Annotated in this window: 24 protein-coding genes; 11 read left to right on the top strand and 13 right to left on the bottom strand. The window is 51.7% G+C overall.

Annotated features, from left to right (window positions below; all coding sequences use genetic code 11):
- Nucleotides 1-125 precede the first annotated feature (125 nt).
- Nucleotides 126-548 (bottom strand): YqaA family protein, encoded by a 423-nt coding sequence (locus AC4IE8_RS14790; protein ID WP_068988927.1) that lies wholly within the window; start codon nucleotides 546-548, stop codon nucleotides 126-128.
- 563 nt (nucleotides 549-1,111) lie between these two features.
- Here AC4IE8_RS14790 and AC4IE8_RS14785 point away from each other — a divergent pair.
- Together AC4IE8_RS14785 and AC4IE8_RS14780 are read left to right on the top strand one after the other, a co-directional pair.
- The gene (locus tag AC4IE8_RS14785; protein ID WP_068988931.1) at nucleotides 1,112-1,597 is read left to right on the top strand and encodes a hypothetical protein; all 486 of its coding nucleotides are present in this window, start codon (nucleotides 1,112-1,114) and stop codon (nucleotides 1,595-1,597) included.
- Nucleotides 1,598-1,672: 75 nt separating this feature from the next.
- A complete protein-coding gene (locus AC4IE8_RS14780; protein WP_490791344.1) occupies nucleotides 1,673-2,011 on the top strand; it encodes a nuclear transport factor 2-like protein in 339 nt (112 codons plus the stop codon).
- A 157-nt stretch (nucleotides 2,012-2,168) separates the two neighbouring features.
- On the opposite strand, the gene AC4IE8_RS14775 is transcribed toward AC4IE8_RS14780, so the two are convergent.
- Nucleotides 2,169-2,837: a class I SAM-dependent methyltransferase gene (locus AC4IE8_RS14775; RefSeq protein WP_068988937.1), complete on the bottom strand. Its 669-nt coding sequence runs from the start codon at nucleotides 2,835-2,837 to the stop codon at nucleotides 2,169-2,171.
- Nucleotides 2,838-3,360: 523 nt separating this feature from the next.
- Between AC4IE8_RS14775 and AC4IE8_RS14770 the strand changes: the two genes are divergently transcribed.
- Both AC4IE8_RS14770 and AC4IE8_RS14765 read left to right on the top strand, forming a co-directional pair.
- The gene (locus tag AC4IE8_RS14770) at nucleotides 3,361-3,954 is read left to right on the top strand and encodes a class I SAM-dependent methyltransferase (RefSeq protein ID WP_068988943.1); all 594 of its coding nucleotides are present in this window, start codon (nucleotides 3,361-3,363) and stop codon (nucleotides 3,952-3,954) included.
- 192 nt (nucleotides 3,955-4,146) lie between these two features.
- Nucleotides 4,147-4,674: a DUF6933 domain-containing protein gene (locus AC4IE8_RS14765; RefSeq protein ID WP_068988948.1), complete on the top strand. Its 528-nt coding sequence runs from the start codon at nucleotides 4,147-4,149 to the stop codon at nucleotides 4,672-4,674.
- A gap of 155 nt (nucleotides 4,675-4,829) precedes the next feature.
- Here AC4IE8_RS14765 and AC4IE8_RS14760 read toward each other — a convergent pair whose 3' ends face one another.
- The 6 genes from AC4IE8_RS14760 to AC4IE8_RS14735 form a co-directional block, all read right to left on the bottom strand.
- Entirely contained in the window at nucleotides 4,830-7,994 is a 3,165-nt protein-coding gene (locus tag AC4IE8_RS14760; RefSeq protein WP_068988951.1) for an efflux RND transporter permease subunit, read from the bottom strand.
- 53 nt (nucleotides 7,995-8,047) lie between these two features.
- Nucleotides 8,048-9,172: an efflux RND transporter periplasmic adaptor subunit gene (locus AC4IE8_RS14755; protein ID WP_068988954.1), complete on the bottom strand. Its 1,125-nt coding sequence runs from the start codon at nucleotides 9,170-9,172 to the stop codon at nucleotides 8,048-8,050.
- Between the two features lie 278 nt (nucleotides 9,173-9,450).
- Nucleotides 9,451-10,404, bottom strand: a complete 954-nt coding sequence (locus AC4IE8_RS14750) for a class I SAM-dependent methyltransferase (protein WP_490791343.1) — start codon at nucleotides 10,402-10,404, stop codon at nucleotides 9,451-9,453.
- A 30-nt stretch (nucleotides 10,405-10,434) separates the two neighbouring features.
- Nucleotides 10,435-10,821, bottom strand: coding sequence for a DUF423 domain-containing protein (locus AC4IE8_RS14745; protein ID WP_068988961.1), 387 nt, complete (start codon nucleotides 10,819-10,821; stop codon nucleotides 10,435-10,437).
- Between the two features lies 1 nt (nucleotide 10,822).
- On the bottom strand, nucleotides 10,823-11,368 hold the full coding sequence (locus AC4IE8_RS14740) for a hypothetical protein (RefSeq protein ID WP_068988964.1): 546 nt from the start codon (nucleotides 11,366-11,368) through the stop codon (nucleotides 10,823-10,825).
- A 151-nt stretch (nucleotides 11,369-11,519) separates the two neighbouring features.
- Nucleotides 11,520-12,170, bottom strand: a complete 651-nt coding sequence (locus AC4IE8_RS14735; protein ID WP_490791342.1) for a HEAT repeat domain-containing protein — start codon at nucleotides 12,168-12,170, stop codon at nucleotides 11,520-11,522.
- A 610-nt stretch (nucleotides 12,171-12,780) separates the two neighbouring features.
- On the opposite strand from AC4IE8_RS14735, the gene aprB reads away from it, so the two are divergent.
- From aprB to AC4IE8_RS14720, 3 genes are all read left to right on the top strand, one after another.
- The gene (gene aprB / locus AC4IE8_RS14730) at nucleotides 12,781-13,254 is read left to right on the top strand and encodes an adenylyl-sulfate reductase subunit beta (protein ID WP_490791341.1); all 474 of its coding nucleotides are present in this window, start codon (nucleotides 12,781-12,783) and stop codon (nucleotides 13,252-13,254) included.
- Between the two features lie 51 nt (nucleotides 13,255-13,305).
- Entirely contained in the window at nucleotides 13,306-15,291 is a 1,986-nt protein-coding gene (gene aprA / locus AC4IE8_RS14725) for an adenylyl-sulfate reductase subunit alpha (protein WP_068988972.1), read from the top strand.
- Nucleotides 15,292-15,401: 110 nt separating this feature from the next.
- On the top strand, nucleotides 15,402-16,292 hold the full coding sequence (locus AC4IE8_RS14720; protein WP_490791340.1) for a YkgJ family cysteine cluster protein: 891 nt from the start codon (nucleotides 15,402-15,404) through the stop codon (nucleotides 16,290-16,292).
- Nucleotides 16,293-16,441: 149 nt separating this feature from the next.
- Here the strand turns inward: AC4IE8_RS14720 and AC4IE8_RS14715 are convergent, their stop codons facing one another.
- Nucleotides 16,442-16,783, bottom strand: coding sequence for a 4a-hydroxytetrahydrobiopterin dehydratase (locus tag AC4IE8_RS14715; protein WP_068988976.1), 342 nt, complete (start codon nucleotides 16,781-16,783; stop codon nucleotides 16,442-16,444).
- Between the two features lie 303 nt (nucleotides 16,784-17,086).
- Between AC4IE8_RS14715 and AC4IE8_RS14710 the strand changes: the two genes are divergently transcribed.
- Nucleotides 17,087-18,478: a response regulator gene (locus tag AC4IE8_RS14710; protein WP_490791339.1), complete on the top strand. Its 1,392-nt coding sequence runs from the start codon at nucleotides 17,087-17,089 to the stop codon at nucleotides 18,476-18,478.
- Between the two features lie 59 nt (nucleotides 18,479-18,537).
- On the opposite strand, the gene AC4IE8_RS14705 is transcribed toward AC4IE8_RS14710, so the two are convergent.
- From AC4IE8_RS14705 to AC4IE8_RS14690, 4 genes are all read right to left on the bottom strand, one after another.
- The gene (locus tag AC4IE8_RS14705; protein WP_068988983.1) at nucleotides 18,538-18,921 is read right to left on the bottom strand and encodes a nuclear transport factor 2 family protein; all 384 of its coding nucleotides are present in this window, start codon (nucleotides 18,919-18,921) and stop codon (nucleotides 18,538-18,540) included.
- An 83-nt stretch (nucleotides 18,922-19,004) separates the two neighbouring features.
- Entirely contained in the window at nucleotides 19,005-19,538 is a 534-nt protein-coding gene (locus tag AC4IE8_RS14700; protein ID WP_490791338.1) for a MerR family transcriptional regulator, read from the bottom strand.
- A 66-nt stretch (nucleotides 19,539-19,604) separates the two neighbouring features.
- Nucleotides 19,605-19,787, bottom strand: coding sequence for a MerR family transcriptional regulator (locus AC4IE8_RS14695; RefSeq protein WP_068988988.1), 183 nt, complete (start codon nucleotides 19,785-19,787; stop codon nucleotides 19,605-19,607).
- 553 nt (nucleotides 19,788-20,340) lie between these two features.
- Nucleotides 20,341-21,366 carry a GGDEF domain-containing protein gene (locus AC4IE8_RS14690; RefSeq protein ID WP_490791337.1) on the bottom strand — a complete coding sequence of 342 codons (1,026 nt, stop codon included), beginning with the start codon at nucleotides 21,364-21,366 and terminating at the stop codon, nucleotides 20,341-20,343.
- 539 nt (nucleotides 21,367-21,905) lie between these two features.
- Here AC4IE8_RS14690 and AC4IE8_RS14685 point away from each other — a divergent pair.
- From AC4IE8_RS14685 to hybB, 3 genes are read left to right on the top strand one after another with little or no spacing between them, the layout of a single operon-like run.
- Entirely contained in the window at nucleotides 21,906-23,027 is a 1,122-nt protein-coding gene (locus AC4IE8_RS14685) for a hydrogenase small subunit (protein ID WP_068988994.1), read from the top strand.
- Nucleotides 23,028-23,038: 11 nt separating this feature from the next.
- Entirely contained in the window at nucleotides 23,039-24,007 is a 969-nt protein-coding gene (gene hybA / locus AC4IE8_RS14680) for a hydrogenase 2 operon protein HybA (protein WP_490791336.1), read from the top strand.
- Nucleotides 24,004-25,143: a Ni/Fe-hydrogenase cytochrome b subunit gene (hybB, locus tag AC4IE8_RS14675; protein ID WP_068988997.1), complete on the top strand. Its 1,140-nt coding sequence runs from the start codon at nucleotides 24,004-24,006 to the stop codon at nucleotides 25,141-25,143. The genes hybA and hybB overlap by 4 nt, the downstream gene beginning before the upstream one ends.
- Nucleotides 25,144-25,148: the final 5 nt, after the last annotated feature.

The following is a 25,148-nucleotide window of genomic DNA, read 5'->3' as shown; positions in this document are numbered from 1 at the left end:
GCCCCTCTCCCTTTATGGGAGAGGGGTTGGGGAGAGGGTGGACGCGAAGCGTTACATCTGGTTACGAAAGATAAACACGCAGTGAGCCCTTCTCTTTAGCGTACTTAATTCTGATTTATCAGCGATTACAGTGCTACCTCTGAAAGCCAGATAACTACGGCGTAGCGTATCCCCTTGCCTAATCCGATAAACAACATGGCCAGGCTGAATCTGACGCCTGCCCAGCCGGCAGCCAGGCAGAGTGGATCCCCAACGATAGGCAGCCAGGAGAACAGCAACACCGGGCTGCCGTAGCGGCCGATCCGCTCCAGCGCCTGTCGCTGGTGCTGATCCTTCAGGCCCTTTCCGGGAAAGCGTTTCGCGAGCCACCAACCGATCAGCCAGCTGCTCAGACCACCCAGGGTATTGCCCAGCGTGGCCGTAAGCCAGAGCAGTTGCGCTGGATGAATGTCTTGTTGGAGATTCCATATCAGTATGGCTTCCGAGCCGCCAGGTAGAAGTGTGGAGGCAAGGAAGCTGGATCCGAATAGGGTTAGAATGGAAGACATTGACTATGGATATGTTTTGTAACGAGAGTATGTAAATAGTGATTTACTAAAATCTGCTAAGGGATTGCTATAACCAAACAATCACCTTCCTACTTTACACAACACCGGAACCTCGAAACAGCCTTCCAATATGTTTCATTGAGAACAGTCGAGCGATAAATTCGAGTAAAGAGGTCAGTCTCTATTGCTTGGTGTGCATTTTTCGGTTGTATGGATTGGTAATTTAGTTGGGTAGCTAAGGCTTATTGGCACCAATCAGGATAGCAGGCAATTTGCACGAAATGACCAGGTTAAAAATAGTCCCTCTATCACATGAAAGGCCGTAACCCTGGAAAAATGATGATTATTTGTATAATAAATAGGCAGACAAGGAGGTTGGCGCAGATCGGTTTTCCCTCCTGTAGATCGTAGATAGATGGCAACTATTCCGTTTATCGCGGTGAAGATGGTCTGCTATCCAGTAATAATTGCAGGATAGCGGGAAGGTGTCACTTTGAACTGGGTGATTAGTCTGGATGTAAGGCAATATGCCTTTGAATACATGTTATGCATAGAAGGGAAGTATGAATAGTATTGCAATAATTGGACTACGAATTATTTCAATATACCAGATCGTTATTGGCATCAATGCCATTGCAGGTATGGGTATTGCGTTACCGATAGTTAATTCAAACTTTAAAGAAGAGCTGTCAACTCTCCAGCTTCTTAGTATAGCGATGCCATTATTGAGTGGTATTGTTATTTGGTTGTTATCAGTACCCATTTCAAAGTTTGTTATTAATAATAAAAGTACAGAAGTTAAATTGATTGATGATGTAAATATTGTGGCAGCAGGAACATTCCTAATTGGTGTATATATGGCGTTTTCACAACTTCCGACATTGTATTTCGTTATGGGTAAATACAATGAACTTGAATATGGCATGGATTCAACATCAATTATTACTGCATTAAAGCTGTCATCGATTAGTTTTGTGATTGGATTGTTACTTATGATTGGGCATAGGTTTTTTGTAGAAGTATACAAGTGGTTACGGGGGGCTGGGTAATGCATAACCTGTCGCAGCAGAAGGATGCACGTATCACTCTCGCCTCTGAGCGTAAGCGCTATGTGATTTATAGAAATGACTAAGCCAGCAGAATTAGCAAAAAGTTACATGAAATCATTTTTTGGTAATGAGTCATTGGAAAATATGGAGCCATTGTTGGCGGACAACTTAATTTTTGATGGTCCGTTTCATAAGTCCTCATCTGCAAAAGAGTACTTGGTAGCTTTGCGAAAAAATCCTCCTATAGATGTGCACTACGTCTTAGAGGAGGTTTACGAAAATCAAAACTCGGCGTGCTTGGTGTATATATTCTCAAAGGCAGGAATTCAAACACGCATGGCACAAATCTTTGAGGTTGAAGGTGAAAAAATATGTAAGATCAAACTGGTATTCGATGCCAGTGTTTTCAGATAACAGCGCATTCAAAAGGATGTGGAAATGCTTCCAAAAAAGTAGACGCCTTAATCCAACAGAAAAGAGGTAGAATGCCAAAATCAGGATTAAGAAGGATTCATCGAGACTCAGATTTGTTTAAAGGGTCAAAAGTTGGGATGTCCTTAATTTTGCTCGGTTACTTTCTTGGCTGTCTGCTCCGCACAAACTGTAAAATATCGCCTTTAAATTCGTTGTCTAGATAATCACTATTTTCAGGCTTAGAGAATGAAGATCTATAACCAAGCTCAAGCAGTTTATTTGCAAGTTTGTTTTTCCTGCCTCGCCCAGGATCTACAATTATAACTTCGCATTCTGGATTTGAATGTTCTCGAATAAAGTTAGAAAGTAATCCTATATGCTCATCCTCATACAATAGATCACTGCCAATAATTAAATCAAAACGTCCTAGGTTATCGTTGTTATCCGCCCAACCTGTTCTCTCAAAAGGAATAAGGGCATCTCCGTTAAGCTCGGAATTTCTATTTAAAAAATTTTCGGCTTCTGGGTGATAATCTGTTGCTGTAATATCCACGTGCTGCTTATTGAGCAGCAAGCTACTGAGAGCTGTGCCGCACCCAATCTCTAAAACTCGTTTAGAACCAATACCATAGTTGCAGATATGGTGTGCCAGAACCAAACTTGACGGCCAAACTACTCCGAAAATTGGCCAAGCCGCGGAAGAAATGCCTAGCTTTTCAGCGATACCCTCCGGGTCATGGAATTCCTGTTTATTCCGAAGCGTGCAAAGGTGTATATCTATTTTTCCAAACTCAATGGTTTGGTAACGTAAGCGTGGATTTGTCATTTGACCGCCTCAGTGGTTGAGCGCTTGGTCAGCTATCAAGGATAAATGACAAAACGAAGAGTCTTCAGGGTATAGTAATTGGCTAGGAAAGCAATTTATTTAAACAAATCAATCAATGAGCGCCTCTGGCAGTGCCTTCAGTCGTTTCGCTCCATTCGTCTCCATATTGAGGCGTTAGGGTTGAAAACGAAGAAAACAGAGGTAGCATGGCTAAGTTAAGTCTAAATGGATTTGGCTTTGCTCTATGTTCAGTGTATTTGATATCACTATTCATAAAGAACGTGCTATTGATTATGCTCGATAGATACTATTCGATTAGTAAATATATACGGCTTCTAAATTTGAGATTGGAAGCTGCATTGGAAGCATTGCTGTTAGTGAAGTTGCACTGTATTTACTTACAGGTGGAAGAGTAATGCATATATAACTACTAAAGTGAGAAAGTACTGAAAGTGAATCACACCAACAATTCATTACAGCAAACAAATCGAAGAATGCGATGCTGTGCAATAAATGACATACGATGAAACTAAAGGTTTGGATAAAAAGCAGGGCAGCAGATCGGGTTTTAGCGCCATTACGTAAAGAATTACTAGAGCTAATAGATCATGGTTCATCCATCATTGAAATTGGGTGCGGTACAGGTGATTTGATTTTTCAATCCGCATCAAAAATCCGAAGTGGATATGGTGTCGACCTTGATCGAGATATGATTAACTATGCCGAAGGGAAACGGCGAGAAAAAGAACTGGATCATATTACTTTTGAATGTATCAATGCTCTAAATCTATCTAATTTAAAGTATGATATTGCTACTAGTACATTATGTTTGCATGAACTATGTGAAAAAGATGCATGTAAACTACTGAGAATGATGGTGGACGTTTCAAAAAAAGTCTTGATAGCCGACTACACAAAGGCAAATTCTTTTTCGGGTAAGCTTGGCATTGGCATAGATGAATTATTTACCGGGCACTATGGTAATTACAAACGATATCGAAGAAATGGAGAAATTCCATCATACGTTTCGAAAATTGGCGCCAAAATAATTAGTGTGCAAGCAAGCACAGTAGACGGTATTTCCATATGGGTTATCAGCGATAAAATAAATGCATAACAAGCGCTTGACAACTGATTACGTTCGTTCTCCATAGAGCCTGGGCGTTTTACAATAATTCAGGGCGCCCATATAATAAGAATACTGAGTAAAAAATACCTGGTTCCAAGTTGAAAATTAGGCTGATTGTAAATTTCTTTCTATCATCACGGATTTTTAGAATTTAATTTTACACTATTAGATTGAAGCAACATGTTACAAATTCGGTGTACAGCTAAAGTCCAAAAAGAGCTCGGTATCAAGAAAAGTGAGCTCGCTGTGGTTAAACAAAGTCACACTTTGCTGGGTGACTGGTATGCCAACTTGTTTACAGTGGATAGACGTAAAACGCTAATTTTTGTAAATGAAAAAACACTGCTGTCTTTTATTCTGTTTGGCGTGAAGAAGAGGAACATTAAAAGACTTCCAGAAATATTCCTGGAGAGTCTCGATCAATTGTTAACCATCGAGGGTTTTGATGTTGGCCAAATTAATAAAGTGTTTAGCGGCTATGAAGAACATGAGTTTACAAAAACAGTCAGTAAACGTGTGATCGGTAATATGAACGACCTTGTCTACTTGTATAAGAGTTCAATTCTGTATCACGGCGGGTTTAAATACATCGATATCGGTGAGCTGATTCTAGAGACTAATCGAACCCCTCAAAAAAACCTTGGCTGGTCTTATTCAATCGATTTAGTCGGAGAGTTATTGCAAGGAAACCATAGAAATCTGAGCTGACTGAGTCGCCTAATCGTACAGTCAGACTGCGGCTAAACACGGCTGGTAAAGCTTCCGGGTTTGAAAAAACTTCCTTACTCGGATCTGTCTTTCTCTCTAAGCCTCCTACCCATGCGAATGGGGTAGAAGGTTAATCGTGTAATCGATTTGCAGAGCTACTCGGTTACCAGGTCCCTCGCGGAGTTGGCTGAAGCGGACTCATGCTCATCTTCTGCCGCCTCAGCCTGGTGATCCTTGGCCATCAGGACATAGATGGAGGGTAGTACGAAGAGGGTGAACAGGGTGCCCACCGCCATGCCGCCGACCAGTACCAGGCCAATCGAGTTTCTCGCTGCCGCACCGGCGCCGGTGACCAGGATCAGCGGGAAGTGACCCGCCACCGTGGCGAAGGTGGTCATCAGGATCGGCCGCAGTCTTGTCATCGCCGCTTCCTGTACCGCGTCGATCTTGCTCAGCCCCTGCTCCTGTAGCTTGTTGGCGAACTCGACGATCAGGATGCCGTTTTTCGCAATCAGTCCCACCAGGGTCACCAGGCCGACCTGGGCATAGATATTCAGGGTGGTAGTCCAACCGTTTGTCCAGAAGGGGAGGTTCGGATTGGGCATCTTCAGAAAGGTGAACAGCAGCGCGCCGAACATCGCCAGGGGAACCGAGCCCAAGAGGATGATACCCGGGTCGCGGAAGGAGTTGAACTGGACCGCCAGGGCGAGAAAGATCATCACGATCGCCAGTGCAAAGGCGGGCAGAAACTTATTGCCCTCCTGACGCAGCTGTCTCGACTCGCCGGTGTAGTCGATGCCGTAACCTGGTGGCAGGATCTCGGCCGCCGCCTCTTCAAGTACCGCCAGTCCCTGGTCCAGGGTGCGGTTGGTCATGCCGGAGAGCTTGACCGCATTCAGCTGCTGAAAGCGGTTCAGCGAACGGGGCACCGTGGTGTTTTCGATATGCGCAACCGCACTCAACGGGATCAGCTCACCCTCGGGTCCGCTGACATAGATTTCCGTCAGCTGATCCGGATTGAGCCGCTGGGAGCGTTCGATCTGTGGAATGACCTTGTAACTGCGCCCGGCAATATTGAAGCGATTGACATAATCGCCACCGAGCGCCGCCGCCATATCCAGGCCAACCTGGTTGAGGTTCAGTCCGAGCGCGCCGATCTTATCCCGGTCGAGCACTACCTGGGCCTGTGGCTGGTCATACTTCAGGTCGATCTGTGGCGGAAACATGAACATGCCACTTTCGATTGCCTTGCCCTGGATCTGTTGGGCAAACTCCAGCAGCTGTTTGGCATCCGCCGTCGAGGTGATCAGGAACTCAATCGGAAAATTGCTGCCGCCGGGCAGGGCCGGTGGGGTGGTGGCAAAGATCTGGAAGCCGGGTATGGAGGCGAGCTTGCCCTGGATCTCCTGCTGGATCTCGAACACGGTGCGCTCCCTGGGAGCATGCCAGGGTTTGACCACCACACCGGAGAAGCCGTCGGTATCGAATTGGGCGCCCACCGAAGGGGCGAACAGAATCTGGAAGCTGAGATCCGCCTCCTCCACATCCAGGAAGGCCTTCTCCACCGCAGCGCCATAGAAGCGCTTCTGATCGGCAGTGGCATTGGCCGCTGAGTTGATGATGCCGAACACCACGCTCTGATCCTCACTGGGGGCTAGCTCCTTGGGGGACTGCATGTACATCGGCACAGCCGCGGCGGCCACCACCAACCAGATCACATAGACGTAGGGGCGGGACTGCATGGTTCGGCCGATCAACCGGCCGTAGGCTGCGCGCAGTCGGTCGAAGTGGTGATTGACCCAGCCGGTGAACCCCTTCTCCTCATCGGCGGCACTCTTCAGCATATGAGACGACATCATCGGCGACAGGGTCAGGGCGACGATACCTGAGATGGTGACCGTCCCCGCCAGGGTCAGGGCAAACTCGCGGAACAGGGCGCCGGTCAAGCCTCCCTGCAGAGCGATCGGCATATAGACGGCGGCCAGGGTGACGGTCATCGCGATCACCGGTCCGAGCAGTTCCCGGGCGCCGAGCAGTGCGGCCTCCCGTTTGCTGCGGCCTTCACGAAGATGGCGTTCGATGTTCTCCACCACCACGATGGCATCGTCCACCACCAGTCCCACCGAGAGCACGATGGCCAGCAGGGTCAGCAGATTGAGGGTAAAGCCGAAGATCTGCATCAGAAAGATACTGCCGATCAGCGACACCGGTATCGCGATGGTCGGCACCAGGGCCGACCGGATCGAACCGAGAAACAGAAAGATCACCGCGATCACGATCAGCAGGGTATCTCCCAGAGTCTTGGTCACCTCGGTGATCGCATTGGCGATGTACTCGGAGGCGTCATATCCGATATTCACTTCCAGCCCGGAGGGCAGATCCTTGGCGATGGCGTCGATCTCCACCCGCACCAGCTTGATGACATCGATGGTGTTGGCGCTGGGCAGCGGGAAGATGCCCATGAAGACAGCGGTCTGTCCGGTGTAGCGCACTGAGGTGTCGTAGTCTTCCGCGCCCAGGGTCACATCGGCGATATCCTGCAGGCGAACGATGCTGTCGCCGCTCTGGTGGATGATCAGCTGTTCGAACTCTTCCACCGAATGGAGATCGGTGTTGGCGGTCATGTTGACCTGCACCAGGGAGCCCTTGGTGGTGCCGATGGCGGCGAGAAAGTTGTTGGCGGCCAGTGCCTGGCGCACCTGGGAAGGACTGACGTGCAGCGCCGCCATCTTGTCCGGCTTCAGCCAGATGCGCATGGCGAAGGTGCGGGCACCCAGCACCTCGGCCCGCTGCACCCCGGCGACCGCTGCGAGTCTGGGTTGAACCACCCGGATCAGGTAGTCGGTGATCTCCGCCTGGGAGAGGATATCCGAGGCGAAGCTGAGATAGGCGGAGGCAAACTGGGAGTCGGCGGATTGAATCGAAATCGCCGGCACCTGGGCCTCGGCGGGCAGGTCGTTACGCACCTGATTCACCTTCGCGGTGATTTCCGCGAGGGCCTTGGTGGGTGGATAGTTGAGCTTCAGCCGGGCGTTGATCATGGAGAAGCCCTGCAGACTCTTCGAGTCGATATACTCGATCCCGTCGGCCGAGGCGATCGCCTGCTCCAGGGGCGTGGTGATGAAGCCCCGCACCAACTCCGCATTGGCCCCCACATAGACTGTGGAGATATTCACAGTGGAGTTTTCGCTCAGTGGGTACTGGCGGATATTGAGGCTGTTCCAGGCCTGGATGCCGGCAATCACGATCAGTAAGTTGACCACGATGGCGAGAACCGGGCGCTGGATAAAGAGATCGGTAAAGGCTTTGGTTTTAGCCACAGGATGAATGTCCCTATGTAGTTAACAGGCCCTAAAAGATGCCTGGTTCTGGTTTATTCGTTGGCCGGCTTGGGCTCCAGCTTGGCGTCCAGTGCCAGAGTGTTGTCCACCACCACCGCCATGTTCGGCCGTAACTTGAACACCCCGCTGGTGACCACGGTCTCACCCTCCTTGAGGCCGGTGACGACCGATACATAGTCTCCCCGGGTCTGTCCCAGACGGATGATCTGCTGACGCAGGGTTTTCTGTTCCTCGCCGGTTGCCTCATCCTTGGTGGTGTCGATGACAAACACCGTATCGCCGTAGGGGGCATAGAGCACCGAAGTGGCCGGAATGGCGAGCACATCATCCTGCTGCGGCATAATCACTTTGACGTTGGCAAACATGCCGGGACGCAACAGCTCCTCCTGGTTCGACAGGGTGGATCGGATCCGCACGGTGCGAGTCGCCTGATCGATCTCCGGATTGATGGCGACGATCTTGCCGTTGAAGCTTTTGTCTTCAGCCGCATCGGTGGTAATGCGCACTTCGTTGCCGACGGCGATACTGGAGAAGCGCTGCTGGGGCAGGGAGAAATCCGCATAGATCGGGTCGATGGTCTGCAGGGTGACTACCGGTGTGCCCTGTTCGATGATCTGCCCCAGGTTGACCTGGCGCAGGCCAAGCTGACCGGAGAACGGTGCGCGCAGGGTCTTTTTGGCGATGGTGGCTTTTACATTTTCAACCTGAGCGGTGGCCTGTTTGTAGTTGGCTTCAGAGGTATCCAGATCGGATTGGGAGACGGTCTTGTTGGCGCGCAGGCCGCGATTCCGGTCGAGATTGATTCGCGCCAGCTTCGCCCCGGCCTCGGCCGATCGCAACTGTGCCTCTTCGGCCGTGGTGTCGAGTCGCACCAGCAGGTCGCCGACCTTGACCCGGTCGCCGGATTCAAAGGCGATCTTATTGATCTTACCGCCCAGCTCCGCACTCACGGTCACACCCTGCACGGCAACCAGGGATCCGGTGGCTGAGAGGGTGTTGGGCCACTGTTGCCGTTTCACCTGATCGGCGGTGACGATCTCTGGCGGCATGGTCATCTGCATATCGGCCATGGCCTGGAACTGCTGCATTTTGATTGCGGCTGGAATGCCGATCAGCACGGCCAGTCCGATAATCGTCAGCACTACTTTTGTCAGCATTTGTTCTTCATCCCTGCTAGGTCGCTTAGGTTTTGGATTGTCGCTGTTCGAGAAGGTTTGTGAGTCACTTGTGCAGCGGATTCGACTGCTGGACTGAATCAGAACCGACCCGGTCTATAGCTCGCTATGAGAGTGTAATTTTTGCGTTGCGTCAAGTGTCGGTCTCAATTAACCCGGCGAGCAAATTGTTCACTTTCAGGACTTCAAGCAGACCCTTGATCAAAGCCTGGCATGCTCACTGCGGCTGAAAGTGAGCGTTTTGCTCGCCGGATTATTTGTCAGACAGGTGAATTGGCGGAAGGTGCCGGAAAGGTCCAGCATCGATAGGGCAGACGACGCTTGAAATCTTCCGGCACAATCTGCTGGGTGATCTCCTGGCAACCGGCTCTCTGCGCCAGCTCCGGAGTCAGCTTGAAGCCTTTGCGGTTGGTGGAGAAGATCAGTTGCCCATTCGGGTTGAGCAGAGCAAGACAGGCATCGATCAGTCGCTGCTGATCCCGCTGGATATCCAGGGTCTCATCCATACGTTTGGAGTTGGAGAAACTTGGCGGGTCGAGAATGATCAGGCCAAACTGGCGACGTTCCCGGTTGGCCCGCTGCAGATATTGGAAGACATCCTCCCGGATCAACTCATGCTCATCACCGTTGAAGCCATTCAGCTTGAGGTTTCTGCCGGTCCACTCCTGATAGGTGTTGGACATATCCACACTGACCGTGGCCAGGGCGCCTCCGGCGGCTGCGTAGACGGAAAAACTCCCGGTATAGGCAAACAGATTCAGTACCCGCTTGCCGGCGGCTTTGTCGCGCACCAGCTTGCGGGTGTTGCGGTGGTCGAGGAACAGACCGGTATCCAGATAACGCCTCAGCTCCACTTCAAAGCGCAAGCCCCCCTCACTGACAATCATCGGTTCGCCGTGCTCTCCGGTCTTCTCATACTGATTCAGTCCGCGCTGCCGTTGGCGAGTTTTTACCGCGATCCAGCTTTGCGGGATCTGCAGGGTTTCACTGACCGCTTCACCGATCTGCTGCTGTTGGTGATGATCCAGGGGCTGCATCCCCTTGCCGGCAAAGATCTGCAGATGAACCTGACCGTCATACCAGTCGATGACCAATGGGAACTCGGGGATGTCCCGGTCATAGATGCGGAAACAGCTGATCTCCCGTCGCCTCGCCCATTTGCTCCAGTGGCGATGGTTCTTCTGCAGACGGTTTGAAAAGGCCTGAATATCCATCAGTGGTGTTGCTCAGCGGCGGCTCACGGGTTATCGGGGGTGCAGGTCGGGCAGGCGCCAGGCGCCGATCACCAGGGTTAGCCAGCCGGCAATGAAGGCCGTGCCACCGATCGGGGTCAACAGGGCCAGGCTGCGCAGGTCGGTCAACGCCATCACATAGAGGCTGCCGGAAAACAGCAGAATGCCGGCCAGAAACAGCCAGCCTGAGAGCAGCAGTGCACGAACCGGATGGTGCAGGATCAGCACGCCGACAGCCAGCAGGGCAAGGGTATGCAGCCCCTGATAGTGGACCGCTTTCTGCCACCAGACCATATGGGTTGCGGGGATTGCCCGTTCCAATGCGTGGGCGCCAAAGGCACCCAGGGTGACCAGCAGCAAGCCGCTGATCCCGGCGATGATGATGAAGCGTCTGGCCATGCTACCCCTCGTCCAGCTGTTTCAGCTCATCCAGGATACCCAGCACCATCTTTTCGGTACGGCTGTCCATCCCTTTGCACAGTTTGTCGGCTTCCCGTTCACCGTTGATCATGGGCCTGATCACGGCGGCAAGGTGAGCCATCGGCCCGCCTGCCTTGTTCATCTGGTCGGCCATCTCAGCGATGATCTGCAGAGCCTGAGGGTTGCCGGTACCGGCCGCATGGATCATTGAGGCCAGCCCGGGGGCCGCCAGTGCAGGATCGGGCTTGGCATTGGGGTCGGGCAGGGTGGAGGGGTCCTGCAGGCCCTGCAGGATCGATTCGGCGATCACCCGGTCCTCTTCATCGAGCGGGTTGAGCAGCTCCAAATCCCGTCGACCCTGCTGGAAGATCTTGCGAATGCAGGCGGTCAAGTCGGTCCAGCCGCTCTGCTCAGCCAGAGTCAGCAGCTCTTCGAAATCATCCTGGCGATCGGGTTGCTGTCCGATTGTAACAACCTGATTGATGAACTGAGCATGCATCGTCAGTATCTGATCCCGTCTATCCATTAAACCTCTTCCGCAAATTATGATGGGTTGTGCCAAGCTGGCCACTTGAGTATGGTGTCTCGTATTGCTTGACGATTATAGAAGCTCTCTCTGGCCAGGAGTCAAGGCGCAATGCCTGGCAATGGAGGCATTGCAACACTGGATAGAGTCGCTATCCGCTGACATTGTTCAAAAGCGCCAATGACTCTTCTGCAATCTCCCTGACATCGGGGTGGCTGTCATTGACCATTTCCAATAGTGCCGGCCTGGCATCCGGATGGTGGGTCAGGCCAAGGTAGTGTGCCACATCGGCGCGGATATTGGCCTGCTTCGAGCGACTGAGCGTGATCAGGGTCGGCAGTGCGTGACTGAGTCGGGGGTCGCCTTCCAACTGTTCCATCACCACCCCGATACCGATACGTGCCGCCATCGGGGTGGCATCGTTCTCCTGCAGCTCCAGCAACACCTGCAGATCCTGTGGACTCTCCTCCAGCCAGTGGATCACCTTGTCACTGCGTTGCGCTGCCAGGGATTCACTGAAATAGTCCGCCACACCCGTTTCAAGCGCTGTCCGTTCAATCCATTGGGACACCTCTTTCGGTGACATCACCCCATCCAGTTCAAAACGGCCGATGCGGGTCCAGGGTACACTGCGGACTCCCAACTGCTGGGCGACTTCTGGGCTGTTGACGATGTTGACCGCATCGAGTCGGGCGAGATTGCCCTGTTTGAGCTGCTGAGTCAGGCTCTCCAGTACCATTGGGCAGTGGTGGCAGCCGGTGGCGAGCAGAAACAGGACCTCTGGAGGGTGTGATTGGCTCATGACAATGTTTCAAAAAGTCCCACTCTAACCCAATCCCGGGGAGAAGTTCAGTTTATTGGCCCGGTAGCTGGGAAAGTGGCTGTCAATAAACCTGGTTTTGGTTCTGAAAGTCTTTCACAAGAGGCGCTATGTCAATGGTGTGAGTGATGGAAACTACTCTGTTGGGCATGAGTAGCATCGGTTGCAATCGGTTCTAACTGTCTTCCATGGGAGAGATAAGTTCAGGTAGGTGCCGATGATTGGCTTCTTGGGAGAGAGGCTTTTATGATCTTATCGCTGATTTTTGATATCGATCAAGAGTTGTTAAGATAAGTAAAAGATTAAGATTTACAATGGTGTAGGTCATTTTATCGTCTATTATCTGCCCTCAACGAAGAAAGTTTGGCTAGCGCCCCTCAAGGCGTTAATGTTGTCGCCTGATTTCCGGTCGTGCGTGTGTTTGCGAAGGAGCGCCTACCATCGTGGGCTGGCCGAGGCTGGTTCGTATCACGGGCTTAATCATTAGTGAGAATAAAATCTCCTACGCCGGGATTTTCTTTCGATTGTGCTTTAAAGTCGCTGCTTGGGCGGCAGCTGAATCACTGCAGTGAACCCTTAGGAGAAAAACCCCATGCCTACATTTGTGCGTACTGAGAAGTGCGATGGCTGTAAAGGCCAGGCCATGACAGCTTGTATGTATATCTGTCCTCATGACCTGATGAAGCTGGATATGGACGGTAGTGAAACCGGTCATGCCATGAAGTCATACAATCAGGAGCCTGAGCAGTGCTGGGAGTGCTATTCCTGTGTCAAGATCTGTCCTCAACAGGCGATCGAAGTGCGTCCATACGCCGACATTGTTCCTCTCGGCGCCATGGTACAGCCTCTGCGCGGGACCGACTCCATCATGTGGAGCATCAAGTTGCGCAACGGCACCATGAAGCGCTTCAAATTCCCGATCCGCACCACTCCTGTGGGTTCTATCGATCCTTATGGCGGTAAGCCTGCTGCGGATATGGCTAAGATCGACGAGCCCGGTTTCTTCAATCATAACGAGCAGAACGGCTATCGTGCCGGTGATGCTGACGAGCTGATTCGTAAATAAGCTGGATTCAATCTGATTATTCAGGATATAGAGTTAATTTGAGGTATTGGTATGGCTGAATTCGGAAATCCGGAAGTTGTCCTGGAGGAGGTAGACATCCTCCTGATCGGCGGCGGTATGGCCTGTTGTGGTGCTGCCTACGAAATCGGTCCCTGGGTGCAAGCCGCCGGTGGTGATATCAAAGTCAAGCTGATCGACAAGGCGGCTGTGGATCGGTCCGGTGCGGTTGCCCAGGGTCTCTCCGCAATCAACACTTACATCGGCTCTGAACAGGATCCTGCTGACTACGCCCGTATGGTCTCCAACGATCTGATGGGAATCACCCGTGATGACCTGACTTACGACCTGGGTCGTCACGTCGACGAATCCGTACATCTGTTCGAAGAGTGGGGCCTGCCGATCTGGAAGACTGACGAGAAAGGGGAACGTCACGACGGCTCCAAAGGCATGACTTTGTTGAAAGACGGCGGGAAGCCGGTACGCTCCGGTAAGTGGCAGATCATGATCAATGGTGAGTCCTACAAATGGATCGTTGCCGAGTCGGCGAAGAAAGCGTTGGGTGCGGACAATATTCAAGAGCATGTCTTCATCGTTAAGTTGGTTAACGACAAAAACGACAACAACCGCATTGCCGGTGCTGTCGGATTTTCCGTGCGTGAGAACAAACTCTACATCTTCAAGGCTAAAGCCATCCTGCTGGCCGCCGGTGGTTGTGTAAACATCTTCCGTCCACGCTCGGTGGCTGAGGGTCAGGGTCGTGCCTGGTACCCTGTATGGAATGCCGGTTCCACCTATGCCATGGCTGCTGAGGCGGGTGCAGAGCTGACCATGATGGAAAATCGCTTCGTCCCTACCCGGTTCAAGGACGGATACGGTCCAGTCGGCGCCTGGTTCATGCTGTTCAAGTCGAAAGCTACCAATGCTTTTGGTGAGGACTACATGGACCGCAACAAGGAAATGCTGGATGACTATCCGCCTTACGGAAAGGCGGCCGTTCCCGCATCCTGTCTGCGTAACCACCTGCTGCTGAAAGAGCTGCGTGAAGGTCGCGGTCCGATCTGGATGGATACCGTAACCGCTCTGGGGAATCTTAGTGAGACTCTCTCTCCTCGCGAGGTTAAGCATCTGGAAGCTGAAGCCTGGGAAGACTTCCTCGACATGTGCGTCAGCCAGTGCGGAATCTGGGCCGGTGAGAATATCGAGCCCGAAAAAAAGAATTCCGAGCTGATGCCCACTGAACCCTACCTGCTGGGTTCTCACTCCGGCTGTTGCGGAATCTGGACCTCCGGTCCTGATGATGTGGGTGCGCCGACCGACGAGACTGAAACCGGCGTACCGGATCACCTGCCTAAGGGTTGGCATTGGGGCTACCGCGGTATGACCACAGTTTCAGGTCTGTTTACCGCCGGTGACGGGGTGGGTGCTTCCGGTCACAAGTTCTCTTCCGGTTCACACGCTGAAGGTCGACTGGCTGCCAAGGCGATGGTCAAATACGTCATGGACAACAAAGAGTTCACACCTGAGTTGGACGCCGACGTCGATACCCTGGTCGAAGCGATCTACCGTCCGGTCCGTAACTACCTTGAGCACAAGGACTACACCACGGCGATCGATGTTAACCCCAACTACATCACGCCTCGCATGCTGCAGTTCCGTCTGCAGAAGATTATGGATGAGTACGTTGCCGGTATTTCTACCTATTACACCACCAACGAGCAGATGCTCGGACTGGCTGAGCAGAAGCTGGAAATACTGAAAGAGGATGCGCTCAAGATGCGTGCGAAAGACCTCCACGAATTGCTGCGTGCCTGGGAGAACTATCATCGAATCCTGACTGCTGAAGCTCACATGAAACACATTCAGTTTCGTCAAGAGTCTCGTTATCCCGGTTTCTACTATCGTATGGATAAGAATTTTATCGACGAAGAGAACTGGAAGTGCTTCGTCAACTCGATCTACGACAAAGAGAGTAAGACCTACAAGTGTTTCAAGCGTGCACATGTCGACATCGTCGACAAGTCCAAGCTATTCAAGTGATAGCAGATAGCTGTTACAGACCAAATCGGGTCTATGTTACACAGACAATGTCGTCGCATTCTCTGAGGATCTTGTGGTGAAACAGCCAAACCTGAACTCGGAGCTCCATGATGAGTGAAAAAATCGAGTTTCCCCTCAAGAGCAGTTTCGTACCTGCGGTTCTGGAACCAAGTGCCAAGATTAAATTTGATTGCCACACGGGGATATCCTGCTTCAATGCCTGCTGTAAACACGCGGATATTCAGCTGACGCCTTACGACATATTGCGTCTGAAAGACAATCTGGGGGTCAGTGCCACAGATTTCCTGAAAAACCACACGATTCCCTTCGAGATGGACAAGGATGGGGTGCCGGGTGTGAAATTACGCACCGACAATGGCGGTGCCTGTGATTTCGTTACCGAAGAAGGTTGCAGTGTCTATAAGGATCGTCCGACTGCTTGTCGTTACTATCCGGTTGGTCAACTGGCGCTGAAGGAAGCGGATGCCCCAGAGGAAGAGACCCGTAATTTTCTGATTCAAGAGGATCACTGCAAGGGGCACGGGGAAGATCGTGAAACCGCCGTCGACGACTATCGGCATGAGCAGGAGGTCGAGCTCTATGATCAGATCAACCGGGAGTGGCTGCAGCTGATACTGAAAAAGAGATCGGCCGGACCCGCCATCGGTCGCCCCTCCGATACCAGCCTGCAGTTCTTCTTCATGTGTTCCTACGATGTGGATCGATTACGCCGATTTGTACTGACTGATTCATTCAAAGCGTCATACGATATGGAAGACTCTTTCTATGAGAGAGTTGAGAATGAGGATCTGGCGCTGATGCAGTTTGGCGTCAGGCTGCTGAAACAGGTGCTGTTCGGTGACCTCACCATCCCACTCAAAGAGCGTGCGGTAGCGATGCGTCTCAAACAGCGGAGAGAGTTCCTCGAGATGCGGAAAAAGGCAGAGATCGAGCGGCACAAACAGATGCAGGATCAACAGATGAAGGATGCCCTCTCCTGATAATCCATAAATGCGGTGCGACAATGCTGCGCTTTTTTGAGTTTATTGCCCGCAAATAAGGGCGGCGAATAGGGATAGTGTATGCGCCAGTGGGGCATGCCACCCTAAACTTAGCGCTCATTTGCCGTCTTTCTTACCTTTCTTGCCGCTCACCCGTTATACAGCTGGTCGGTTTTCGCCGCCATGATGAAATCGTTACGGTGCAGGCCTTTGATCTTGTGCGACCACCAGGTTACCGTGGTCTTTCCCCATTCGGTGAGCAGCGCAGGGTGATGGCCCTCATCCTCGGCCAGAGCACCTACCTTGTTGGTGAAATCCAGTGCGGCAACATAGGTTTTGAAAGGGAAGGCTTTCTCCAGCTGCATGATCCCGTCCCGAACCTCGATATTCCAATCCGGAATGGCGCGAATCAGCTCAGCAAGCTCCTGATCGCTGACTTTTGGTGCGTCAGCGCGACAGGCCTCACACTTTTCCTGTGTCAAGGTTTCCATAGGAATATTTCCTCTAATGGTTTATGTCGGATATAGTTGAGTAACGGAACCCCTGAACAAGTCTGAACCGATATCTTGTCGCCAAAATGCACCGCTTCTGCGTTGCAGATCTTCGCAATAGCGGGCTATTAGGTGCGATCTGCGCCTTCAATCGGCACATTTTGATCGACAATCTGTTCGGCCCAGACTTTTTCTGAGGTTCCTAAGCGGGCCGACGTTCAAATCGGGCGGCTTGTAATATGGATTATCATGTAGTTTGCTGAAATAGCATACCTAGAAACAACAGGGGAAAGGATTGGCGTCGTGACGGGATCTCAGACAAAAAAAGCACTCATTGTCGATGACTCGAAAACCGCTCGGCAAGTGCTCTCTAGCAAGCTGCAGAAGTACGGCATTATGGTAGACGCAAGAGAGTCTGCGGCGGCGGCCATCGACTATCTCTATGAGAATGCGCCAGATGCGATTTTCATGGATTATGAGATGCCTGGCATGGATGGCTTTCAGGCACTTAAGGTCATTAAATCCAATCCAAACACAGCGGTTATCCCGGTGATGATGTACACCTCCAAAGAGGGTGGACTGGCGCTCAGTCAGGCACGGGCGCTGGGTGCTGTCGGGGTACTGCCAAAACAGCTCGAAGCCCAGGATTTCGAGGATGTTCTCAGCAGCCTGCATCTGATGCCGGAACAGGACTCACTGGTGCACGACTTCAAAAATGAGGGATTGGATTCAGTGCATCGTCATGTGCGTACGGATAATGTCCACCCGATCAGCGACCATGAGCGTCATAAGCCTGCCAAAGTGGAGATGGTCGGTCTGCCTCTGGATAGCTTTCAGGAGAGTCTCTCTGCCGGGGAGTCACTGAAGCGCTTTTTCCGCCGCGAGCAGAGCATGGCTGAAGAGCGGTTACAACAGAGGCTCGACAAACAGTTTGCTGAGTTACACAGTGAGATGTATGAGCTGGAAGCCATGCAGGAGGAGCAGAGTGGCCGTAGCTCACGCGCGTTCACGGGGGGGTTATTGGGCGGCGTATTAGCCCTGGCCGCCGCCGTGCTGCTCTATCTGAGCCTCTATGGTCAGGAGTTGCCAGCCGCTGCAGGCGGTGACAAACAGCTGACGGAGATGATTGCGCAACAGAATGACAGAATCGAGCAGCTGGCAGCCCAACTCAAGGTGCCGCTACAAGCCCAGGTGGAGGAGCCACAGAAGGAGATTGTACTGCCATTGAAGCTGATCGAATGGGCGGCCAATCAGGGAGCTGAATTTACCTATGGGGAGCGCCCATTTGATGATCAGCGGGCCCTCTGGTTATCGGAACTGGTGGGGCAACTGAAAGAGTCCGGGTTTCAGGGTACGCTGGAGTTGCGGGCGAACCACGGTAACTTCTGTCTACGCAAAAATGCGGCGGGAGAGCTTGCAGTGGCGCCCCGTGAAATGGCGCTGAGTGACTGTGTCTATGCGGTCGACAACCGGAGTAACAATGAGTGGCTGAATGATCAGTCAGTTGCCTTTGCCAACTACATCAACGTGGAGTTGGCGAGGAGTGGCGGCGCGGTTGAGATCATCCTTTTCAGTAACGGTTTCGATGAGCCGTTGATGCCCTATCCGACAGCTTATGAAGCCTCTGCCGCCGGTGAGTGGAATGATGTGGCAGCGCAAAACCAGCGGATTGAAGTGAGTCTCTACAGTAATTGAGGGCCCATTTTTAGAGCAGGGATCTGCTTCTGACCTGTCTGGCGCCTGCTGATCGCCCGTCAATACATCGGATTTCCATTCTTGCTCTCCAGCGGTACTGGCTGAATGGAATCCCAGTGCTCGACGATCTTTCCTGCAGCGTCGAAACGGAAGAAATCCATCGTGACGTACTCCTGATCGCCAGGCCAGCTTTGATGGGTATGCAAGGAGACCAGGTCACCTTCAGCTACGGCTCTGACAAACTCGATGCTTTTTTCCGGATAGCTATTTGCCATTTCGGTGAAATAGTCGATGAAGGCCTGTTTGCCGTTAGCGACCAACGGGTTGTGCTGAATGTAGTGATCACCGACGTAGAGCTCTACCGCTTTGGCGGGATTGCCCAGGTAGGCCATGCGGTAAAAACTGATGGCGTTTTCTTTGTTGGTCTGTAGTGTGTCGTTCATGGTGATAGGCAAGGTTTTTTGAGTAGTGACAACATTATGGAGCCTAGCTGGTAGTTAGGTCTTGAAACATAACCTTGCAGCGATCAGGGTTTGAGTGCCGATCTGGATTTTTTCCGGATCGTCTCGATCTCTGCCTGACTGATACCGATGGATTCAAGGAAGTCCTGATGGGCCTCTGGTGAAGTGGCCTCAAACTCCCGATGCCAAAGCCACATGCCGGATTCATCGAGCCCGGCGGCGCTTAACATCTCAACCCACCTCTCTTTTGTAACGATACGGGTTTTGCTTAGGTTGCCCCGCTTGCTGATCAGGTTGATGATGACCTGTTGCTGATTTCTTAGGGTCTGAATTTCTCTATTTATGGTTAAGAGACGACGCTCCAGGGCGCTTTCAATCTCATCGAAACTCTGATCGATTAAAAGAGATATATCGGCCAGTGGCATACCTGCATTTCTGAGCAGAATGATGCGCTCGAGTTTGTTGATATCCTCAGCTGAATAGACCCGGTAGTTGGCATGATTTCTGCTGCTCGGATTTAGCACACCTTTGTTATCGTAATAGAGCAGTGTGCTCCTGGATAAATGAAATCGTTTTGCAACCTGTCCGACTGTAAGCATGAGTTTTTCCAATCAAGAGCACATGGAATAATAATTTTTCATAACCTATTCCATGTGCAGAGTGAATTAAGCAGAACGGATCTTACTGATCTCTTCAGCAGGAATATCAATCCATTCAAGAAATTCCTGATGACCGTCAGGATGTCTATGCTCGAATTCCTGGTGCCACAGTTGCATTTTGGAATCCGTGAGTCCAATGGCTTGAAAGATTTCAATCCAGATTTTTTTGTTAACGAAATTTGATTTCATAATGAGTATCTCCAAAAGTGAGTTTGCGAAGATGGTGTTGAGCCATCAATGGAGAGTCTCAACTATGAAGTTATAGACAGGTCAAGCTCTGATTTGAAGTTATTGGTTCTTATCTGTAGTGCGTTTTTGGAGTGGATGAAGCTGTCTGCGATTCGGTCATATTTATGTTGGCGATAGAGACCGAATGAGTCTGTATAAAAACAGCGTAATGGGCTTAGTCGACTAGATACGAAACGCCGCAACCATCAGTTGCAGCGATGCGGCCATGCTCGAGAGTTCCTCACAGGCGGCGGAGGTCTGCTGTGTGCCGCTGGCTTTTTGTCAAAGGGTATTCGATCAAGAAGGATCACTCAATTGAATTGCTTGTTTGGAGAACTGTAATCTAGGGCCTATTGGATTAGTGTTAACAGGCCCTAATACTTAAAGAATCGAAATAACTGCTTATGAAAGAGTATAGATTGATTTGTATCAGAAGATTGTTCTGAGAGTTGTCAGTTTACCGTATTGACTAACCAGTGCCTGTTTTTGCCAGTTTCTTGCAGCGATACATCTCCTAGTCAGCCATTTGAAGCAGTTGCTCAGTGGTCATATAGTCATCCGGACCGGTCTGAGCATAGCCGATACTCAACTTGGGATTGTCTGGTTGTTGTACCAGGGCTTCACTGAGTCTTTTTTTCCAGGCATTACTCGCTTCCTGTTTGATACAGTTCGGCATGATGATGCAAAACTCATCGCCACCGTAACGAAAACAGAAATCATCAGTCCGGCTACTGCTCTTCAGGCCTCTGGCGACTCTCTGGAGTATTTCGTCTCCTTGTCGATGGCCTTGTGTGTCGTTAATGTTCTTGAAGTCATTGATGTCGATATAGGCGACGGTAAGCGGCTCATTTCGCCGTTGTGCGGCACGCAATGCCTGGGTCAATATTTCATCGAAATGCTGTCTGTTCAGCAGTCCGGTAAGGGGATCGGTTCTTGATAGCAGTTCAAGCTGCTTGGTACGCTCTTTGACCTTCTCTTCAAGTGCACTGGCATATTGTTCGGATTTGTCTTTGGCGATTTCAATTTCAGAAATCAGGCTTCGTATATAGGTGTCAAATACCAGCGACACATCGAGCATCAATAATTTTTCCAGTGCTGTTATGACGGCATCCGGGTCATTTTCAGCTGGAACGCTATTTTTGATGTGAGTGATGAGCAGTTGTTTGAGGGTCAGAATGGCAGCCAGGTAGAGTTTGGGTTCCACGCCGATACGTTTGTGAACCATGCCGATTCGCAAGCGATTATTGACATATTCAATATCGTAATAGCCTGAAAACAGGTCGGTGATGTAAGCCTTTTGTGCGTTATGCAGTCTACTCAACGTATCGGCATCACCAATCAGCAGTGCGATGTCGGGTACCTCGATCTGGTATTTGTAAAAGGTTTCGACGATTGAGTTCAGGTCAGCCTCGATATAGGGCTTGGCATTTTTAAGTCTCTCTGCATCTTTGGCAGAGATGGAGAACAGACTTTTGCGGTTGGTGATCTCAAAGTCCGTGATCCTCATCTGTTGAATGAGCGATTTTTCTGTGTTTTTCATAGGTATCCCATTTATATGAACACCATTCAGCCTGCGCAATCAGTCAGAATATGATGGGTCTGTTGTTGTGTTTTTATAATATGCGCATATTCACCGCTTTGTAATGGAACGAACCCCTATTTGGGGGATGGATTTAGTCTGGTGGTTCCCCTTGGTAGAAGTTCTTTGCCCATCCGTTTTTGAATGGTATTTGTTTGAGCTGAATAGGCCAATGGTTCCAGTTTGTCTGGTTTGATGCCGATTGGATTCCCTTCTAGAGAGATGGCGTAATCCGGCGTGTTTTCGTTCTGTGGAGAATAGAGACGAATGTTGATCAGGGTAACTGGACGCGTCCCACGGCTGTAATGATGGTTATCACTATGACATGTGTAGTGGTAAATAACCTTACATATTTTCAGGATTAGGCAGTAGATACCTATTAAGTAAATCATTGTTTATTAAAGCTAAAAAAATAACGGCATAAAAATTGCGGTTTTGCAGGGATTCTATCCGCGCCTGGTGAGGTCCAGCGCGATCTTTTTATACCCTGGAGACCGACGATGGCAGAGAGCGATTTCGATTTTTCAGCAGTGGAGAGGCGCCTTGGTGTTTCCCGCCGGACTTTTCTCAAGTTCTGCAGCGGTGTGGCGGCCTCTCTGGGGCTACCCTCCGGTGCTGCCATGGCGATGGCCGAGGCGGTGGCGGATCCCAAGCGTCGTCCGCCGGTGATCTGGCTGCATGGTCAGGAGTGTACCGGCCCCAGTGAATCCCTGCTGCGCTCTGAACAGCCCTCTCTGGAACATCTCATTCTCGATCTCATCTCCCTCGACTACCACCAGACCCTCGACACCGGCGCCGGCCACCAGGTGGAGGATATCAAGAAGCAGGTGATGAAAGAGAACAAGGGTAAATACCTGCTGGTGGTGGAAGGCGCCATTCCCATGGCCAATGACGGCATCTTCTGCAAGATCGGCGGTGAGACCATGGTGGAGATCACCCATGAGGCGGCGGAACATGCCGCCGCGATTGTCGCGTTTGGCTCCTGCGCCAGCTGGGGTGGTGTGCAATCGGCGTCACCCAATCCAACCGGTGCGGTTGGTGCGCCTCAGTTGCTGGAAGGGAAGACCGTGGTAACCATTCCGGGTTGTCCTCCCAATCCGGCCAATTTCATTGGTACCGTGCTCTACTTTGTCACCTACGGCAAGCTGCCGCCGATCGATGAAAAAGGGCGTCCAAAGTGGGCCTACGGCCGTCTGATCCATGAAAACTGTTATCGCCGTCCCCACTTCGATGCCGGGCGCTTTGCGCTGGAGTTTGGCGATGAAGGACACCGCAAAGGCTACTGCCTCTATAAACTCGGTTGTAAGGGGCCCGAGACCTATAACAACTGTCCCTCACTGGAATACAACAATGTGGGCGGTGGTGTCTGGCCAATTGGGGTGGGCCATCCCTGTTTTGGTTGTTCCGAAGGGGGTGTTGGCTTCAACAAACCCCTATTCAGTCTGGCGGATGTGAAGACCCACACCCCGCCCAACATGTTTCCCTCCATCGATGACCGGGAAGGCAATGCGCCTGTCTCGGCCGGTGCAGCGGCGATTGCCGGAGCTGCCGTCGGTCTGGCGGTGGGCGCCACCGCCATGGCGTCAAAGAAGCTGGATAAAAAAGAGTCGGATGGGGAGTAGGGGGAGCGGACATGAAACGCAGAGATTTTCTTAAGGCCTCCCTTGGTGGTGCTGCCCTGTTGGGTGCTGGCGCTGCGCAGGGTCGGGGCAACCTGAAGCCGGCGGAAGAGGCTGTCGGCATGCTGTTTGACTCGACCCTCTGCATCGGCTGTAAGGCCTGTGTGAGCAAATGCAAAGAGGTCAACGGTATGCCGCCTACTCCGTTGGAGGATGAGACCTATTGGGATGCGGCCAGGGATCTCTCCCATGAGACCCTGAATGTGATCAAGGTCTATCAGGAGGGTGAAGCGAGTATCAAGGATGCGGCGGAGAACGGTTACGCCTTCGAGAAGCGCAGCTGTATGCACTGTGTGGATCCGGGGTGTGTCTCGGTCTGTCCGGTTACCGCCATGCGCCGTGATCCCAAGACCGGTATCGTCACCCATCATCCGGATGCCTGTATCGGGTGTCGTACCTGTATGGTTGGCTGTCCCTATAACGTTCCTCAGTTCGATTACGACAACCCCTTTGGCGAGATCCACAAGTGCCAGATGTGTAATCAACAAGGGGTTGCCCGTATCGACAATGGGGAGATGACCGGCTGTGCCGAGGTCTGTCCAACCGGCGCCACCCTGTTCGGCTCTCGCAAAGCCCTACTTGAGGAGGCGAAACGTCGCATGACCCTGAAGCCGGGTGAGACCTACAACTATCCCCGAGGGGATGTGCGCAAGCCGGAAAGTCACCATGAAAAGGCGGTGCCCAGCTATCAGAATCATATCTGGGGTGAAAAGGAAGCGGGTGGCACCAATGTTCTGCACATCTCTTCAATCCCGTTTGAAAAACTGGGTATGCCGCCGCTCGAGGAGCGTTCCTACGCTTCGATCTCTGAGACTGTGCAACACACGATCTACAACTATATGGCTCTGCCGGCAGCAGCCCTGGCCGGGCTCACCTATATCGTACGTCGCAATACTGAAGATGAAGATGGAGGTGAATCATGAGTGCCTATCAACCGCTGAAGCGGCCGGTGATTACCTTCCCGTTTCTGGTGCTGAGTGTGGTGGCGTTGATTGGTACCTATTTTCTGGTACAGCGCTTTCTCCACGGTATGGGGCCGGTGACCAATATCAATGGCGGTTACGCCTGGGGTATCTGGGTGGTCTACGACGTGGTGGTGGGTACCGCCCTGGCCTGTGGCGGGTATGCTCTGGCGATCACTGTCTATGTGATGAACAAGGGCAAGTACCACCCGCTGATTCGACCGGCGCTGCTTGCCAGTCTGCTCGGCTACGGTCTGGGTGGTATCGGTGCGATGATCGATATGGGGCGCTGGTGGCAGTTCTATAACATCTTTACCCCCTGGCATATGAACTTCAACTCAGTGATGTTGGAGGTCGGACTCTGTGTCGCCACCTATATCCTGGTGCTCTGTATCGAGTTCGCTCCAGCTCTGTTGGAGAAGATCGGTGCACAAGGGGTGATAAAGGCGCTCAACAAGGTGTTGTTTTTCTTCATCGCCTTGGGAGTGCTGCTGCCGACCATGCATCAGTCCTCACTGGGCTCGATGCTGATCGCCATGGGTTACAAGGTGCATCCTCTATGGCAGTCGCTGCATCTGCAACCACTGCTGGCGATTCTCACCGCCTTGACGATGGGCTTTGCGGTGGTGGTCTTTGAAGCCTCCTTTAGCAGTGCCGGTTTCCGTCGTCCCGATGAGACGCCGATCCTGTCCGGACTGGGCAAGGCGATCATGGGGCTGATCAGTGTCTATCTGCTGGTCCGCTTTGGTGAGATTCTGATCAACGGCAAACTTGGGCTGATCTTTGCCGGTGACCTGGGGAGCCTGATGTTTCTCCTCGAGACGACGCTGTTTGTCTTTCCTTTGATTGTGCTGTTGTCTGAAAAACGACGAGGGCATGGACCGCTGCTGCTCTGGGCCTCGGTTTCGATGCTGTTTGCCGGCGCTCTCTATCGCTTCAATGCGTTTCTCATTACCTATGATCCGGGCCCGGGTTACAGCTACTTCCCCTCCACACCGGAGATCATGGTAACCGCCGGTATGGTGGCCATTGAGATCATGGCCTACCTGATCATCGTGAAAAAATTCCCCGTGCTACATAACGCAGAAACTGCGTAATACTG

It is taken from the genome of Candidatus Thiodiazotropha sp. AKAK2, assembly GCF_058244685.1.
Note: the sequence above shows the minus strand (reverse complement) of the source record. Positions and strands in the feature narration are given on the sequence as shown.